The organism is Streptomyces sp. NBC_01089 (assembly GCF_045162975.1).
In the GTDB taxonomy this organism is placed as follows: domain Bacteria; phylum Actinomycetota; class Actinomycetes; order Streptomycetales; family Streptomycetaceae; genus Streptomyces.
Genome location: NZ_CP108660.1, coordinates 88,053 through 103,125 on the forward strand (window position 1 = coordinate 88,053; position 15,073 = coordinate 103,125).

Genomic DNA, 15,073 nt, shown 5'->3' on the forward strand with positions numbered 1-15,073 from the left:
CGGCACTGAGCGCTGTCACAGGTCGATCAGGTGCTGCGGTTCGAGCAGGTCATCGAGGGTGGCGCGGCGGCGGATGAGGTGGGCGGCGCCGCCGTGGACCAGGACCTCGGCCGGGTGGCCGTGGCTGAGGAAGTTCACCGGTGAGGCGCTCGGGCCGTACGCGCCCGAGCGTTCTACGCCGATGAGGTCGCCGGCCTGGACCGGTGGCAGGGTGGCGCGCTTGGCGATGACGTCGTTGGGGGTGCACAGCGGACCGGCCAGCGTGTACTGCCGGGTGGCCGGGGCTTGGTAGTGCGTGAGCGAGGTGACCGGGAAGTTCCGTTTGACGAAGCTTCCGATGCCGACGGCCGCCATGTGGTGGTTGGTCCCGCCGTCGGCCACCACGAACTCTTCCCCGAGGGATTCCTTTACGTACAGGGCGCGGGTGACGTACGTGCCGGCCGGTGCGGTGAGGTAGCGGCCGAGCTCCATGATCAGGCGGCACTGCGGGTGGCGGGCGGCGAAGGGGGCGATGATCTCGCCCAGTCCGGCCGCCAGAGCCTCCAGGTCCAGGTCCTTCTCGTTGTCGAAGTACGCGATGCCCAGGCCGCCGCCGAAGTCGAGCGTCTCCAGGGCGATGCCGAGGTCCGCGCTGAGCTCTTCGGCAGTGCTGAGGATCTGCTCGGTGTTGTGCACGATGTCGCTGTGGTTGAGGAAGCGCGTGCCCATGTAGGCGTGGAGGCCGCTGACTCGCACGGCGCGAAGCCGGGCGATCTCGGGGGCGGCGGAGCGCAGAATGCCGGCGTCGATGCCGAATTGGCGGGGCTTGCCGCCCATCGCCAGTCCTGATCCCTTGGTATGGAAGTCGGGATTGACCCGCAGCATGGCGCGCACGCCGGTCAGTTGCTGCTCGGCGGCGAGCCGGTCCAGCAGACGCAGTTCTTCCAGGGATTCGCAGACGACGGCGTGTATGCCGGCGTCCAGGCATGCCTGGAGGTCCTCGGTGGTCTTGCCGGGGCCGAGGAAGATGATGTCGCGCGGGGCGACGCCGGCCCGCAGGGCGGTCTCCAGCTCGGCCCGGGAGGACAGTTCCGCCCCGGCGCCCAGCGAGTGCAGGTAGCCACAGATGCTGATGTTCGGGTTGGCTTTCAGCGAGTAGAAGATGTCGACCGCGGGCGGGAGGAGGTCGCGCAGGTGCTGATAGCTGTGGCGCAGGGTGTCGGTGTCGTAGATGTAGGTGGGGGTGCCGAAGGTCTCAGCGATCTCTGAGACGGGCACGCCCTGGAAGTGTCGCTCCGGGCCGGGAGCGGCATGGGCAGGCGCGGTCTGGGCGGGTGAGATCTGGGTGGGCGAGGTCTGGGTGGGCGAGGTCTGGGTGGGCGAGGTCTGGGTTTCGGTCATCGTGCGGCGCCTTCCTTGGTGCTGAGGCAGGCCAGCCGTGCGGTGGCTGCCGTGTCGAGCTGCAGCAGTCGTTCCTTGTCGGGAGCGAAGAGCAGGGTGTAGAGCCGGCCGTCGAAGCCGGCCGGGGAGACCTGGGCCTGTGCGTTGACGGTGCCGAAGCAGTTGATGACGACACCGGTGGTGTTCTCGTCGAGGCCGTCGTACGGGCCGAGTACTGCGCGGATGTCCTCGAACGTCAGGGGCCGGTCCAGTTGCAGCGGGTAGTGCTTGGCCAGCACGGTGCCGCCGTTGGGCGCGAGCATGTCGATGGCGTGGCCCTGGTAACTGGACATGTTCAGGCGGGCGTTGATCTCCAGTACGGGGTAGACGAGGTCGTCGGCGCCCAGGATGGCGTCCACGCCGACGACGCCGAAGAACCCGTCGGCGTACAGACGCGTACCGAGGGCGTAGGCGGCCTGCTCGATCTCCGTGGACTGCGGTGGGGTCAGTCCGGCGGGCATCAGGTGGCCCTTGTGGACACCGTTCTCCGTCAGGGCTTCCTTCACGAAGTCGAAGTACACCGAGCCGTCACGGCCGATGACGAACTGGTAGTTGAGGTCGGCCTTTTTCTCGAGGAAGCGCTCGACGACGACGTCGATCCGGTCCGAGCCCGACTGTCCGGCGCGCCGCTGCACCATCCGCAGCAGCCGGTCCGCCTTCTTCGGGCTGTCGATGACGATGAGGCCGCGTCCGGAGACGCCGTATGCCTCCTTGACGATGACGGCAGGGGAATCCGCGAGCCCCCAGGTCAAGGCGTCAGCCAGTTCCCCGGCGTTCTCGCAGCACCGGCCGGCGATGGTCCGCAGGCCCAGTTCGTCGGTGATCCGGCGGCTGTAGATCTTGCTGTTGACCTTTTCGGCGATATCCGACCGGGCGCTTGCCAGGCGCAGCCCGGTTTCTTCGGCTATTTTCTGTTCCTCTGCCGAGGTACCCATGGGCATGAGGTACGCCCCGTTCTCCGCCAATTCCCGTAACCGGGCGAGGAGCTGCGGTGAGGAGAGGACCGCTGCGGCAGTTCCCGCGCCCTCGGGACAGTTTTCAGGTATCAGTTCGGTCGGCGGCGTCAATCCGAGTGCTGCGGCGTAATCGCGGAATGAAGGGTCGAGCGGTTTTTGCACCAGCAGAAAATCGCTCTCCGCGCCGAGCAGCGCTCCGAGCTCTTCCATGCGCTGAACGGTTTCGTCCGATCCGGACAGCTGGGGCCCGGGCAGCCCAACGTAATCCTCTGCCCAATTCCGCTCCACCTCGAAATTGCAGAGAAAGACGAACACGGCGTCCGGGTCGCCGGCTACGGCCTTTTTCATCGCCCGCAAATAACTGGACATATGGCGAGGATTCCTCCCTTTCACTGGAACTGCACACACAGCACTGATTCAGCACTGATTCGGCACCGATTCTGAACGGCCTGGTCAGTCTTCGAATGTGTTGCTACGGTCGTTGGTTGTCCGGGCGCCGGCACAGTGGCGCGCCTGGAATGCCGGACGGGAACCGGACGAGAAGGGGCGGGGGAATGCACCACTCGACGCAGTCACGGAAGCTCCGGCGGCAGCCCGAGGGCCGCCCGCTCCCCTGTTCGGCAGGGGCGGTCTCTTGGCCTGCGGCGGATATCAGGCACGTCTTCCGTCCAGGATTCAACGAAAAGGCGCCGAGTCCTCACTGCGCCTCTCCCGCGGAGCGTGAGCGTCACCTCGGTGGCCCCTGTGGTCGCCAAGGAGCGAATCCCAGCCATCTGGCCTGAATTCTGATGAGGTTCCGATGAACCCTCGGTAAAAAGTCTGTCCGACCTCCACTTTGTGTACTGACGCGCCGTGGTGTTCGCCCCGCCAAGAACACTGCCGCATCTCTCACTGCGCCCGCGAGTAATGCCGGGCCAAAAAATGAAGGATCTGGGTCATGCCAGCAGAGTCTCCGCAACCCCACCGTGTCGCCGTCCTCGCCCTGGAGGAGGTGACCCCTTTCGATCTGGGCATTGCCGAACGGGTCTTCGCCGCCGCGAAGGACAGCACCGGCCGTTGCCTGTACGAGGTCATCACCTGCACGCTGGACGGCGCACCGGTCAGCACTGACGCCGGTTACCGGATTCATCCCGCGTACGGCGAGGATTCGCTGGCCTGGGCCGACACTGTCGTCATCCCCACCCCCAACGGCTCATCCGCCATCCGGGACGGGACCCTCCAGCCGGCCCTGGCTCACGCTCTGACCGCCGCCGCGGACGACACCCGCATGGTCACCATCTGCACCGGGTCATTCGTCCTCGCCGCAACAGGTCTCCTCGACCACCGGCAGGCCACCACGCACTGGTCCTACACGCAGCACTTCCGTTCGCTCTTCCCCGATGTGGAACTGCTCCCGGACGTCCTCTACGTCGATGACGACACCATCCTGAGTTCCGCGGGCGGCGCCGCCGGACTCGATCTGTGCCTGCACATCGTCCGCCGTGACCACGGCAGCGAAGTGGCCAACCGCGCCAGCAGAAGCTGCGTGGTGCCTCCCTGGCGAGAGGGCAACCAGGCCCAGGTCGTCGAGACACCCGTCCCCGAGGCGACCGGCAGCACCACAGGACCGACCCGGCAATGGATCCTGGACCACCTCGCCGAGCCCCTGGCGCTCCCCGACCTCGCCCGGCACGGGCGAACGAGCGTACGCACCTTCACGCGCCGGTTCCGCGACGAAACCGGCCTGAGCCCGGCTCAGTGGGTCCTCCAGCAACGCATCGCCCGCGCCCGCCACTTACTCGAAACCACCGACCTGCCCATCGACCAGGTAGCCTGCGACGCCGGCTTCGGCTCCGGTACGACTCTGCGCCAGCACCTGCGGGCCGCCGTGGGGGTCTCTCCCGGCACCTACCGACGCACCTTCCGCCACGAGCCGGGCGACTTCGGATCGCGCTCCGCCGGCTGACGGCCCCGCTGTCAGCCGGCGGCACCGTGACGCTCCAGCGTTTGCGCCCCAACTCGCCCCGGAACCGCATGAGATGGCGCACCGCATCGGGCGAGTCCCGTCTCGGCGCATACGGGGCGGCCGGTCAACACCGGGTGAGTGCGCGGATGTGGGCGGCGATGGCAGCGGGCTGCTCCGCGGGCGCGTCGTGCCCGGCCGGTACGCGGACAAGGCGGCTTCCCCTGATGCCCTGGGCGAGCTCGTCGGAATGGCTGGGGGCAACGAGAATGTCCTCGGACGCGGCGACGACGAGAGTGGGTGCATCGATGCGCCCAAGGTCGGCACGGACATCGAGATCGAGCGCGAGGTCGATGTGGTGCCGTGTGCCCGGCGCCATCCCGGTGACCATCTCCTGCGCGATCCGGTCGAGATCCGTGCCGTCCAGCTGCGCCAGGGCGGCCGGGCCGCACGAGAGCTGCATGAGGTAACGACCGAGCACCCGAGGATCGGCCTCCAGCAGATCCCGCCAGTTGCGCAGCGCCAACTGCAGCCGGCAGTCAGGCCGGGCGAATCCGGCGACCAGCACGAGCGCGGCGGTGCGGGCGGGGTGCCGGGTGGCATGCCGCACGGCGATGGCACCGCCCATCGAATACCCGACGACGCTGTAGCGATGGAGACCGGCGCGCTCGGCTGTCGCGGCGATGCTGTCGGCGAGCACGTCCAACTGAAGCGGAGCACCGGGGAGCGGGCTGTGGCCCGAACCGGGGTTGTCGACGGCGATGACGCGATGGTGCTCAGCGAGATACTCCGGCAGACTCCCCCAGCTGCCGGCGATGGAGCCGGCCACTCCGTGGACCAATACCAGCCCCTCCCCCTGTCCCCGCTCAAGGAAGTGGAGAACGACAGACTGCGCGGCGGAGAGGTCGGGCATAGGACTCCTTCGAATGAGGCCAACGGCGAACTCACGCCACCGTATGCGCCTCAAGGGGACGGGCGTCGGATGCCTGGGGCTCGCCTGGAAGGCGCGGTCGGCGGCCAAGTCCGTGGCGGGCGCGGTGGCGGGCGATCAGCCGTACTTGGGCCCCGGCACGCCGCCGGAGTCGGGCCGGCTGTTCGGCGAAGGGCCGGGGAGAGCTTCAGCGTCGCGTGCCCCTACGCGACGCTGAGACGCACTTCAGGCATGCCCCGAACACTGGCCTGCTCCGAACCACTGGCCTGTTCCGTCGGCGTCGCACCGAACACAAGATCGCCGGCCTTCACGCCGTCCCGTATGACACCGAGACCGGGTGACGTGCAGTGATGGCTGTCGGGTCGCCCGGAGAATTCAAGATGGCGCAACGGGAGGGTCCTTGGGCCGGACGGGTACCGGGCGCTGGTCTCCTACGGCGAGAGCGCCCCGGGCTCCGGCAACCGGGGCGATCCTGGCCGTCGGGCAGTACGGGGCGCCGCCGGCCCGCCCCGGGCTGGTCGTGACCGGCGAGGTCACCGGTGGGCGGGACGTCTACGACGTCGTCGAGCTGGACGTCGTACGCGTCGGGCCCACCGGCTAATCCCGAGCGACCTCAGCGGTGTGCGCGGGGGTGTAGCGCTCGCCCGTCACCTGGTCGCTCAGCGGGTCCAGCGCGGCCAGCGCCTCGGCGTCCAGGGTGAGTTCCAGCGCGGCCGCGTTCTGCTCCAGCCGGGCCGGGCTGCGGGTGCCCGGAATGGCCGCCACCGCCACCCCGAGCCGCTCGGCCTGGGCGTACACCCAGGCCAGCGCCACCTGGGCCGGGGTGGCACCCAGCCGGTCGGCCACCTCGCGTACGGTCTGCGCGATCTTCTCGTTGGCCTCGCCCGCCTCGCCGGCGAAGCGGGGGTTGGTGCGCCGGAAGTCCTTCTCGCCCAGTGCGGAGCGGTCCAGGGTGCCGGTCAGGAACCCCCGCCCCAGCGGCGAGTACGGCACCAGCCCGACCCCCAGCTCGGCCATCACCGGGGTGATGGCCTCGACGTCGCGGGTCCACAGCGAGTACTCGCTCTGCACCGCGGTGATCGGGTGCACCGCGTGCGCCCGGCGCAGCAGCTCGCCGTCGACCTCGGACAGGCCCAGACGGCGGACCTTGCCCGCCTCGACCAGCTCGGCCATCGCTCCGACGGTCTCCTCGATCTCCACGTCCTGGGGCGGGCGGTGGGCGTAGTACAGGTCGATCACCTCGACGCCCAGCCGCAGCAGCGAGGCGTCGCAGGAGCGCAGCACGTAGTCCCGGGCACCGCGGATGTGGCGTGCCCGGTCGCCGGCACTGCGGTCGATGCCGAACTTGGTGGCCAGCTGCACCTGGTCCCGGCGGCCGTGGATGGCCCGGCCCACCAGCACCTCGTTGTGCCCGGTGCCGTAGGCGTCGGCGGTGTCCAGGAACGTGATGCCCAGCTCCAGGGCCCGGTCGATGGTGGCCAGGCCGCCGTCCCAGTCGGCGGCGCCGTAGCTCTCGCTCATCCCCATGCACCCCAGGCCCATCGCGCTGACGGTGAGACCGGGCGAGCCGAGTGTGGTTCGGGTGTTCATGCGCGGATACTCCTCCTGCCCGGCGGACCGGGCGGTACTTCACGGGCTGACGAACGGCGCCGACACTAGGACTTGGAGCGCGCTCGAAGTCAACCCGGAGGACCGGCCCCGCAGGCGGGTCAGGCGCGGCTGAGCGGCTGAGGGTGAAGCGGTCCACCGGCAACAGGTCGCCACGGACGCCGTGTAGTACCGGACACGGCGTAGCAGGTGCCGTGCATCGCGGTGGTGGGCCCGCCGCCACCACCCGAGTTCACGTCGAAGGCGGCGGCCGTAAGAGCGCCCGGACCGCCACCCCGGCAGTTCTCGCCCTCAAAGCCTGCGGCGACCGCATCACAGTGCGTCTGCCGGTAGGCCCGGCCCGCTCCGCCTCGCCGAAGTGGTGTCGCCGAGGTGGTGTCGCCGAGGTGGTGTCCGGGCTTGACGACAAGACCGCGATGCGCTACGCGGGCTCCGCGCGAGCACCACTGGAACAGGCCGCTGAACAGTGGCTTCGATGACGTCCTGGCTTCTGCCGTCAGTTTTCGGAGGGCCGCGACGGCGTAGGTCTCAGTCCGTCCAGGGTGAGGTCGAGGAGGCGTTCGGCCCGCTCTCGGTGCTCGGGCCTGGCCGAGGTGAGGGCGATACCGGCGAGGGCGGCGAACATGTCGGTCGGGCTGATGTCGGAGCGGATCGTTCCGGCAGCGGTATTGGCGTCCATGAGGGAGGAGAGGGCGGTCTGGATCATCTCGTGGCTGTCGGCGTAGGGGTTGGTTCCCGAGGTGACGACGGCTCGCAGGGCGTCGGCCATGCCGAGTTTGGCGGTGGCGTAGTCGATGAAGCGGCGCGTCCAGGCGCGCAGGGCCTCAGGCGGCGACATCGCCGCGAGGAGGCCGGGGACGGCGTCGCACAGCCGGGCCACTTCGTTGCGGTACGCCGCCTCGATCAGAGCTTCCCTGGTCGGGAAGTTGCGGTAGAGGGTGCCGGTTCCCACGCCCGCTTCTCTGGCGATGCGCTCGAAGTGCGCGTCCAGTCCCTCCTCGGTGAACACGTGCACCGCGGCGGCCAGGATCTTGTCCCGGTTCCGCTGTGCGTCAGCTCTCAGCGGGCGTCCTGCGTCCCGGGCCATCGGTGGCTCTCCCCTGTCTCCATTTGCTAAGTGGAGGAGCCGCCACTTAGTGTGGATGAAGTGGCGGGGCCTCCACTTTCACTGTAGGGCATGGCCGCCCCCACTCCCCTACCGGAAGGACTGCCCATCATGTCGGGAATCGACGGCAAAGTCGTGGCGATCACGGGCGCCGGCAGCGGCATCGGCGAGGCGACCGCGCTGCTGCTCGCCGAGCGCGGCGCGAAGATCGTCCTCGGGGCACGCCGTCCGGAGCGTCTTGAGGCCCTGGCCGCCCGCATCGAGAAGGCCGGCGGTGAAGCCGCCTGGGCCCGCACGGACGTGACGCGGCACGCGGACCTGTCCGGCCTCGTCAAGCTGGCACGCGATCGATACGGCAAGCTCGACGTCCTCGTCAGCAATGCCGGGATCGGCCTGATCTCCCGTCTGGACGACCTGCGCGTCGAGGACTGGGAGGAGATGATCGACGTCAACCTCAAAGGGGTCCTGTACGGGATCGCCGCAGCCCTTCCCGTCTTCCGGGAGCAGGGCTTCGGACACTTCGTCAACACCGTGTCCACCGCCGGACTGCGCATCGTGCCGCTCCAGTCGGTGTACGCCGGCACGAAGAACGCCGTGCGCACCATCTCCGAGGGCCTGCGCCAGGAGGCCGGCGACAGCCTGCGCGTGACCGTCGTCTCGCCCGGCGCCGTCCGCACGGACTTCGCGGAGCGCATGGATCCGGCCGTGAAGGACCAGATCGACAAGATGATGGAGACCGCTCTTTCGCCGGACGCGGTGGCCCGCGCCATCGCCTTCGCCATCGAACAGCCGGACGGTGTCGATGTAGGTGACATCGTCGTTCGCCCCACCGCCCAGGGATAGTCCTGCGCGGCAGCCACGCCGCACCACACACCTATCCCTGTCGAACCCAAGGATACCCCCAGCTGGCACACACGGGCCGACCCCCGAATTCCCTCTGAACAAGCTTCAGTTCGGCTGAACCCACGGGCCTCCAACAGGCACGGGTGATGTTCCGGGAAATGGCGTCACTCCTGCGTCCGCGCCTCCGCGTCGGCAAGGTCGCCTCGGAAGATTCGGTTGAGGTGGTGGTTCATGACCGTTGCGGCCGACTCGGGGCTGCGCTGGCCGACAAGGATGCTGGTGCCGAGTCCTGCAGACATGGCGAGCAGGCTGACAGCTTCCAGACCCGCGTCCACCTCGGGCCGGATGAGATCGCCATCCTCTGCCTCCCGGAGGAGAGCGACGAGGGCGCTCTCGGCGGCATCAGGGTTCGTGATGAAGGGCTGGGCCGCGAGCACCTTGTCGGTGACGGACAGAACGGCGTACGAGGTGTAGACGAGGTGGAAGACGCGGCTCTCCGCGTCGATCGGCAACGCCGCCATCAACATCGCCTCGATCACGGCACGCGGTCCCGGATCATGGCCGGCGGCCCGAACACGGGCGGTGACCCGCTCCCCGAACCTCTCGGCCAGATGCTGCAGCCCGTAGAGCAGCAGCTTCTCCTTGGTCTCGAAGTAGTACTGCACCAGCCGCAGCGAGACGCCCGCCTCCGCTGCCACATCGCGCATACCCACCGCGTGCAACCCGCGTCGCGCCGCCACCCGAAGGAGCGCCTCGGCGATCTCGGCACGCCGCACTGCGTGGTCCACCCGCTTGGGCATCGACCGCTCCTCCGCTCGCCGCTTTCACCGGCCGGGGTCGCCCCCGTCGCCTTGATGGTACAGCCGTATTATCAAGGTGATACGTTCGTATCATCAAGAATCGACACCCGGAGGTGGCCGTGTCCCGGACCGAGACCCGCACCCAGGCCGACGTCGGCCGTTATGTGAGTGACACCCGGCGCGACCGCTACTTCGCGGCCTGCGACGCGGTCTATGCGATGGGAGCACTCGCTCACGCGGAGACGGACGTGGAGACCTCCTTCGGCACCACGCACGTCTACAAGTACGACCCCACGGACCCGGCCGCCCAGTCACGTACCCCCATCGTCCTGGTGCACGGAGCGGGCTCCTGCTCCGCCATGTGGTACCCGAACACCCCAGCCCTCAGCACCGCCCGCCCGGTCTACGCGATCGACACCCCGGGCGATCCCGGCCGTAGCGTCCAGCGCGCACCCATCCATCAACCCGAACGTGCCGCACAGTGGCTGGACGAGACGCTTGCCGGACTTGGGCTCGAACGCGTGCACCTGCTCGGCTCCTCCTACGGCGGTTGGCTCGCTCTGAACCAAGCGCACCGCAGGCCCGGCCGCCTCGCCTCGGTCACCCTCCTCGACCCCGGCGGCCTGGAAAAAGTCGGTCTGCGTTTCTTCGTCTGGATTTTCGCCAGCCTGTTCGCGACCTTCGCACCCAAGGCGCTGCGCCCACGATTGGCGGCGTGGCTGGAACAGCCGGTCCTGGTCGTGCCGGAGCTGCGCACCATGATCAGGCTGGGCGTTCGCGCATTCCGCATACGACGTCCCGCCCCGCTGCCTCTGTCCGAGGGCGAGCTCTCCACCATCCGCACCCCGCTCTACCTGGCACTCGGCAGGCGAAGCCTCCTTCTGCACCCGCACAGGCAAGTCGAGCGCGTCCCGCGCCTCATACCGAGTGCCCGAGCCGAAATCATCTCCGACACCGGCCACGGACCCCAGATCGACCACGCGGACGAGATCAACCGCCGGATACTGGGCTTCATGGACTCCACCGACTGACAGCGAGTTGGTCCTCCTGCCCCTAGCGGTACGCCTGACGGATCTGGCCCCGGCCGCCCTGGCGGATCGCGCGGGCGAGCTGGGGATTCCTGCACGGTGAGCTGCCGGTTCATCAGACGGCGACAAGTGTCGTCCATCGGGTCGACCAAGGCGAGCAGGTTCAAAGTCTTGCCGATCCGCCCGCACCCGGCCCTGGTGGGTGATGAGCGGCCCGGCCACCCGGAGCATGTCCGGCCAATGTGTTTCGATCCGCTTCAAGTTGACCTTGCAGCAGGCCAATGCCTCCAGCGGCCCGTACCCAACGGTCGGCACTTCTCCATTGGGCAGGCCGCCGGCGGAGGCGAGCAGGCCGCCGCCCCGCATCCGGGCCGGCTCGATGCGGGACTGGGCAGCGACCAGCGTGGCGTTCGCCGCGGCGAGGGTGTCAGCGGCGTACATAGTTCTGGTCTGCGCGGGACAGCCGCGGGCGGGCCAACGCCTCGCTCTGCGGGTCGATGACCGGGGTCAGACCGATGGTGCAGCTCTGCGAGACCAACAGGGCGACCAGAGAGACGAGCAGGCCCTCCTCCAACGCACGCGCCTGTGTCTGGCCCACCCCCATACTTCGCCGCCGGTACTCCAGGGTCGGGACGGCCTCGGTCGGGGCATCCGGATCGGGCTGACGGGCACAGCACGTCCACCCAGACACCGACGATCAGCCGGGTGGTTCAGTGGCGGGCCGGAGCGGAGATTCCTATCCCGCCTGGGAGGTCGGCACCGAATTGTGCGATGACCGCGTACAGGTCGAGTGGTGCGAAGGCCACGGGGTGCACCTCGTTCGTCCTGTCGGCGGGCACCAGCCAGCACACTTCGAACTCCAGGCCGTCCGGGTCGTTGGCGTACAGCGACTTGGTGGTGCCGTGATCGGTGTCGTAGGCCAGTGCACCTTTCTGCAGCAACGTGCCGCGGATCTGCTGGAGTTCGGCCAGGGTGTTCACCTCCCATGCCAGGTGCGCGAGTCCGGGGCGCCGGCCCGGGCTCTGCGGGGAAGCCGGGCCTTCGATCTGGAGGAAGGCCAAGTCGTGGTCGTTGGCCGACCCCTCGGCCTGCAAGAACGCGCCCTCGGGCACCTTGCCGCCGTCGGCGTGGAGGCGGAAGACGGTGCGGAAGTTCAGCAGGTCGGTGTAGAAGGCGACGCTGCGTTCGACATCGCGGACGTAGAGCACGGCGTGGTTGAGACGCTGGACCGGCATGTCACTCCTACGCTTGGTTACGATTAGTGCGTAGCCCCACCGTAGGGATGTATTGGGGACCTCACAAAAGGCACATCGATGTGCGCGAAGCACACCAGTGCCCCTGACCGCCGTGCCTCCGTCCCGCACCCGGGCGGCACCTGGCCTGGCCGACCGGTGGCCCCCACCGTGCGAGAGCCGGCCGGACAACGGCCGGAGATTCCGGGAGGCCCTCGAATCGAACCCGTCGGGGACGGCCGCCTCGGGTGCGCCCGCGCCCCTTGCCCGTCCCGCCCTGGAGATCGGTCCCCCAACGCCACCACGCCCAGGGCCGGCCGGGCCCGTCATCCGTCTCGCCGCAACACCCGATGTGCCGTTCCTCGAACGGGGAGAGCCGGGCGGCGTCCTCGTCCCGGATCTGGTGGCCTCGGCGCGGAGTTGGGTGACGGGCGCATCGAGGTAGCGGGGGTTCGGTGTTCCGCGGCGTCACGTGCGAGGGACCCGCAGAAGACAGCGTCCGAAGATCACGTGCCGATGGGCACGAGCGCCTACGGTTCCTGCCGCGCTCCGGCCTTGGCCACTACGCCGGCGCCCACCGTCCGGCCACCCTCACGGATGGTGAACCGCTGCCCGGCTTCCATGGCGATGGAGTGGATCAGGGTGACTTCCATGTTGATGGTGTCACCGGGCATGACCATTCCAACGCCTTCGGGCAGCTCGATGGCACCGGTGACGTCCGTGGTGCGGAAGTGGAACCGCGGGCGGTAGCCCTTGAAGAAGGGCGTGTGGCGGCCGCCTTCCTCCTTGCTCAGGATGTAGAGCTCGGCCTCGAACTGTGTGTGCGGCTTGACCGAGCCGGGACTGGCCAGGACCTGGCCCCGCTCGATGTCCTCGCGGCTGATGCCGCGCAGGAGCACCCCGCAGTTCTCACCGGCTCGCCCCTCGTCCAGCGACTTGCGGAACATCTCGACACCGGCGCAGGCCGACCTGACCGTGTCCTTGATCCCGACGATCTCGATCTCCTCTCCGGTTCTGATGACGCCGCGCTCGATGCGGCCGGTGACGACGGCGCCACCACCAGGAATGGAGGAGACGTCCTCGACCGGCATCAGGAACGGCTTGTCGATGGCCCGCTCCGGCTCGGGTACGTAGGTGTCCAGGGCCCCTGCCAGTTCAAGGACCTTGGCCTCCCACTCCGCCTCGCCCTCCAGGGCCTTGAGCGCGGAGCCGCGGATGACCGGCACGTCGTCACCGGGGAAGCCGTACTGCGAGAGCAGCTCCCGGACCTCCATCTCCACCAGCTCGACCAACTCCTCGCCGTCGACCAAGTCGCATTTGTTGAGGAAGACGACGATGCGCGGCACTCCGACCTGGCGGGCCAGCAGAAGGTGCTCCCGGGTCTGCGGCATCGGGCCGTCGGTGGCGGCGACGACCAGGATCGCTGCGTCCAGCCGTGCCGCACCGGTGATCATGTTCTTGACGCAGTCGGCGTGGCCGGGGCAGTCCACGTGTGAGTAGTGGACATCGACGGGGCGGGCCTTACGTCCGCCCAAGCCGTTGCCTACCACGCCGGTCGCGCAGCCACCGCCGGTCCTTTGCGTCACGGAGCCACCTGATGCCGGGGTACCGGCGCCGGCCACACCGCGAAGGCGCAGCCGGCTCGGCGAGCCATACGGAAACGGGTTCACGGCCGGGGGAACCGGCACCGTATATCCGCCGAACCGGCGTTACGCACGGCTCGAAGTCCAGGAGAACGGCTGCTCTTCGGACTCACCTGGTGAGGACGTCACAGAATTTCGATTGCGTTGACCTTCGGCGGGCGATTCGGGAAGGAGATCTCATGCCACCTGTCGACCTTCACCGAGTCGCCATTGTTGTCGTAGTAGATCAGGTCGTTGTTCCCTGTGGAGATCTTGTCCACCCACCATCCGCCGAAGGACGTCTTCCCGCGGTTCGCGTAGCAGTCGACACGCTGGGTGCCGCCGCTGTGCGACCAGATCTTCAGGAAGTTCTCACCGCCGCGGCAGGCGACCTTATCGATGGCGAAAGCGTTGCTGGCCGGCATGGTGACGGTGAACGCGGCGGCCACCGCGAGGGCCACGGCCGCAGAACGTGTGGCCTTCTTCAACTGTGAGATCACAGATCCTCCTTGCTCTGGATGGCGGACCAGGGGCTTTTCATCGCAGTGCGCCTGGATCCGGAGGCCAGAGGCCAGGCCAGGAACCAGGCCAGGGGTGGTCAACGCCAGCGATATTCACCCTGCAGATCAGCCATCTCTGCCTCATCTTTTACTTACTCGGCAGAGAGTCCTGCACGGACGGCGCATACGGCCGCCGGCGTTGCCGCAGAGGCCGGTTTCCATCCCTCGAATGTCCAAATCTGCGAATGCCGGTGGTTTTATAATCCGCATAATGCGCACACTCTCCGCTTGCGTATCGCAGCGGATCCCTGCCAGCGGTGCCGTTCCCGAATCGTTTCCCTGGCCGCCGGTCGCGGCCCGCATCTCCGCGAGCGGTGCGGCCGTACGCGCAGCCGCAGCCCTTGGCTCACTCGGGGCAGACCATCCCGTGCGGCCGTCCGGAACACTCATGGCGGGGCGGAGGGCGCTTTCTGACGGGTAAGACCGGTGTGGTCGTCAGGCGCCGATTCCGATGGCTCCGACGTAGGCGTATGCGGCGTAGTCGGAGTCGAGGTCGGTGATGATGTCGTCCCAGATCTCGTCCAGGGTGCCCATGTCGCCCTTGCCCCAGGCGTCGACCATGTCGTCCCAGACGTAACGCGCCTGCACGGAGCGCTCGCTGAGGTTCGCCCGGCGGTACTGCTCGGGGACGGTGGCCTGGTCGACGGGGTAGATCTCGATACGGCGGCCGCGGCCTTCGTTGTCCAGCAGCCGCTTGAGCGTGCCCGAGCGCACCAGGTTGTTCTTGCGGCGTTCCTGGTAGGCGCGGTCGACGGCTTCGAGCTTGGGGCGGCTGGGGTGCGCTCCTCGCTGCCAGGAGCGCAGGAGGCGGGTGGATACGCCGTGCTGGGTGAGGACTTGGCGTCCGGGGCGGGTGTTGAGGTAGCGCAGGCGGGCGAAGAGGCCGCGGTTGGTGGTGACGGGTGAGGCGATGGCGCCTTCGCGGGTGATGCGGTCCAGCTCGGTGGCGAGTGCCTGGGCGCCGCTCAGTCCCTGGGCGCCGTGTTTCTGCCATTGGCCCCAGAGGTCGGTTGCTCCGCCGGACACG

Annotated in this window: 14 protein-coding genes and 1 pseudogene; 4 read left to right on the plus strand and 11 right to left on the minus strand. The window is 68.5% G+C overall.

All coding sequences use genetic code 11. The features are described 5' to 3' along the window. Positions 1-15: 15 nt before the first annotated feature. Positions 16-1,380 (minus strand): type III PLP-dependent enzyme, encoded by a 1,365-nt coding sequence (locus OG510_RS00385; protein WP_406134582.1) that lies wholly within the window; start codon positions 1,378-1,380, stop codon positions 16-18. Further along, positions 1,377-2,585 (minus strand): ATP-grasp domain-containing protein, encoded by a 1,209-nt coding sequence (locus OG510_RS00390; protein ID WP_406134583.1) that lies wholly within the window; start codon positions 2,583-2,585, stop codon positions 1,377-1,379. The genes OG510_RS00385 and OG510_RS00390 overlap by 4 nt, the downstream gene beginning before the upstream one ends. A gap of 727 nt (positions 2,586-3,312) precedes the next feature. Between OG510_RS00390 and OG510_RS00395 the strand changes: the two genes are divergently transcribed. Continuing rightward, positions 3,313-4,320, plus strand: coding sequence for a GlxA family transcriptional regulator (locus OG510_RS00395; RefSeq protein ID WP_406134584.1), 1,008 nt, complete (start codon positions 3,313-3,315; stop codon positions 4,318-4,320). Between the two features lie 124 nt (positions 4,321-4,444). On the opposite strand, the gene OG510_RS00400 is transcribed toward OG510_RS00395, so the two are convergent. After that, on the minus strand, positions 4,445-5,230 hold the full coding sequence (locus OG510_RS00400) for an alpha/beta fold hydrolase (protein ID WP_406134585.1): 786 nt from the start codon (positions 5,228-5,230) through the stop codon (positions 4,445-4,447). A 418-nt stretch (positions 5,231-5,648) separates the two neighbouring features. On the opposite strand from OG510_RS00400, the gene OG510_RS00405 reads away from it, so the two are divergent. Beyond that, on the plus strand, positions 5,649-5,849 hold the full coding sequence (locus tag OG510_RS00405) for a hypothetical protein (RefSeq protein ID WP_406134586.1): 201 nt from the start codon (positions 5,649-5,651) through the stop codon (positions 5,847-5,849). Here OG510_RS00405 and OG510_RS00410 read toward each other — a convergent pair. Both OG510_RS00410 and OG510_RS00415 read right to left on the minus strand, forming a co-directional pair. Continuing rightward, entirely contained in the window at positions 5,846-6,838 is a 993-nt protein-coding gene (locus tag OG510_RS00410) for an aldo/keto reductase (RefSeq protein ID WP_406134587.1), read from the minus strand. The genes OG510_RS00405 and OG510_RS00410 overlap by 4 nt on opposite strands. Before the next feature lie 514 nt (positions 6,839-7,352). Beyond that, positions 7,353-7,943 carry a TetR/AcrR family transcriptional regulator gene (locus tag OG510_RS00415; protein WP_406134588.1) on the minus strand — a complete coding sequence of 197 codons (591 nt, stop codon included), beginning with the start codon at positions 7,941-7,943 and terminating at the stop codon, positions 7,353-7,355. 129 nt (positions 7,944-8,072) lie between these two features. On the opposite strand from OG510_RS00415, the gene OG510_RS00420 reads away from it, so the two are divergent. Then, positions 8,073-8,804, plus strand: coding sequence for an SDR family oxidoreductase (locus OG510_RS00420; protein ID WP_406134589.1), 732 nt, complete (start codon positions 8,073-8,075; stop codon positions 8,802-8,804). 164 nt (positions 8,805-8,968) lie between these two features. Here the strand turns inward: OG510_RS00420 and OG510_RS00425 are convergent, their stop codons facing one another. Then, positions 8,969-9,604 (minus strand): TetR/AcrR family transcriptional regulator, encoded by a 636-nt coding sequence (locus tag OG510_RS00425; protein ID WP_406134590.1) that lies wholly within the window; start codon positions 9,602-9,604, stop codon positions 8,969-8,971. A 113-nt stretch (positions 9,605-9,717) separates the two neighbouring features. Here OG510_RS00425 and OG510_RS00430 point away from each other — a divergent pair, with 113 nt between their 5' ends. Beyond that, the gene (locus tag OG510_RS00430; protein ID WP_406134591.1) at positions 9,718-10,635 is read left to right on the plus strand and encodes an alpha/beta fold hydrolase; all 918 of its coding nucleotides are present in this window, start codon (positions 9,718-9,720) and stop codon (positions 10,633-10,635) included. Between the two features lie 424 nt (positions 10,636-11,059). On the opposite strand, the gene OG510_RS00435 is transcribed toward OG510_RS00430, so the two are convergent. The 5 genes and pseudogenes from OG510_RS00435 to OG510_RS00455 all read right to left on the minus strand — a co-directional run bounded on the left by OG510_RS00435 (position 11,060) and on the right by OG510_RS00455 (position 15,072). Continuing rightward, the gene (locus tag OG510_RS00435) at positions 11,060-11,230 is read right to left on the minus strand and encodes a hypothetical protein (protein WP_406134592.1); all 171 of its coding nucleotides are present in this window, start codon (positions 11,228-11,230) and stop codon (positions 11,060-11,062) included. A 112-nt stretch (positions 11,231-11,342) separates the two neighbouring features. After that, entirely contained in the window at positions 11,343-11,867 is a 525-nt protein-coding gene (locus OG510_RS00440; protein ID WP_406134593.1) for a VOC family protein, read from the minus strand. 527 nt (positions 11,868-12,394) lie between these two features. Beyond that, positions 12,395-13,366: pseudogene (tuf, locus tag OG510_RS00445) on the minus strand (elongation factor Tu); the annotation flags it as partial. Positions 13,367-13,632: 266 nt separating this feature from the next. After that, the gene (locus OG510_RS00450; protein ID WP_406134594.1) at positions 13,633-13,986 is read right to left on the minus strand and encodes a beta/gamma crystallin domain-containing protein; all 354 of its coding nucleotides are present in this window, start codon (positions 13,984-13,986) and stop codon (positions 13,633-13,635) included. Between the two features lie 495 nt (positions 13,987-14,481). Continuing rightward, entirely contained in the window at positions 14,482-15,072 is a 591-nt protein-coding gene (locus OG510_RS00455) for a hypothetical protein (protein ID WP_406134595.1), read from the minus strand. Position 15,073 lies beyond the last annotated feature (1 nt).

Bases quoted from the DNA above. Each gene is read 5' to 3' on its own strand.
- OG510_RS00385 (WP_406134582.1), bottom strand. From the start codon at position 1,380: ATGACCGAAACCCAGACCTCGCCCACCCAGACCTCGCCCACCCAGACC.
- OG510_RS00390 (WP_406134583.1), bottom strand. From the start codon at position 2,585: ATGGAAGAGCTCGGAGCGCTGCTCGGCGCGGAGAGCGATTTTCTGCTG.
- OG510_RS00395 (WP_406134584.1), top strand. From the start codon at position 3,313: ATGCCAGCAGAGTCTCCGCAACCCCACCGTGTCGCCGTCCTCGCCCTG.
- OG510_RS00400 (WP_406134585.1), bottom strand. From the start codon at position 5,230: ATGCCCGACCTCTCCGCCGCGCAGTCTGTCGTTCTCCACTTCCTTGAG.
- OG510_RS00410 (WP_406134587.1), bottom strand. From the start codon at position 6,838: ATGAACACCCGAACCACACTCGGCTCGCCCGGTCTCACCGTCAGCGCG.
- OG510_RS00415 (WP_406134588.1), bottom strand. From the start codon at position 7,943: ATGGCCCGGGACGCAGGACGCCCGCTGAGAGCTGACGCACAGCGGAAC.
- OG510_RS00420 (WP_406134589.1), top strand. From the start codon at position 8,073: ATGTCGGGAATCGACGGCAAAGTCGTGGCGATCACGGGCGCCGGCAGC.
- OG510_RS00425 (WP_406134590.1), bottom strand. From the start codon at position 9,604: ATGCCCAAGCGGGTGGACCACGCAGTGCGGCGTGCCGAGATCGCCGAG.
- OG510_RS00440 (WP_406134593.1), bottom strand. From the start codon at position 11,867: ATGCCGGTCCAGCGTCTCAACCACGCCGTGCTCTACGTCCGCGATGTC.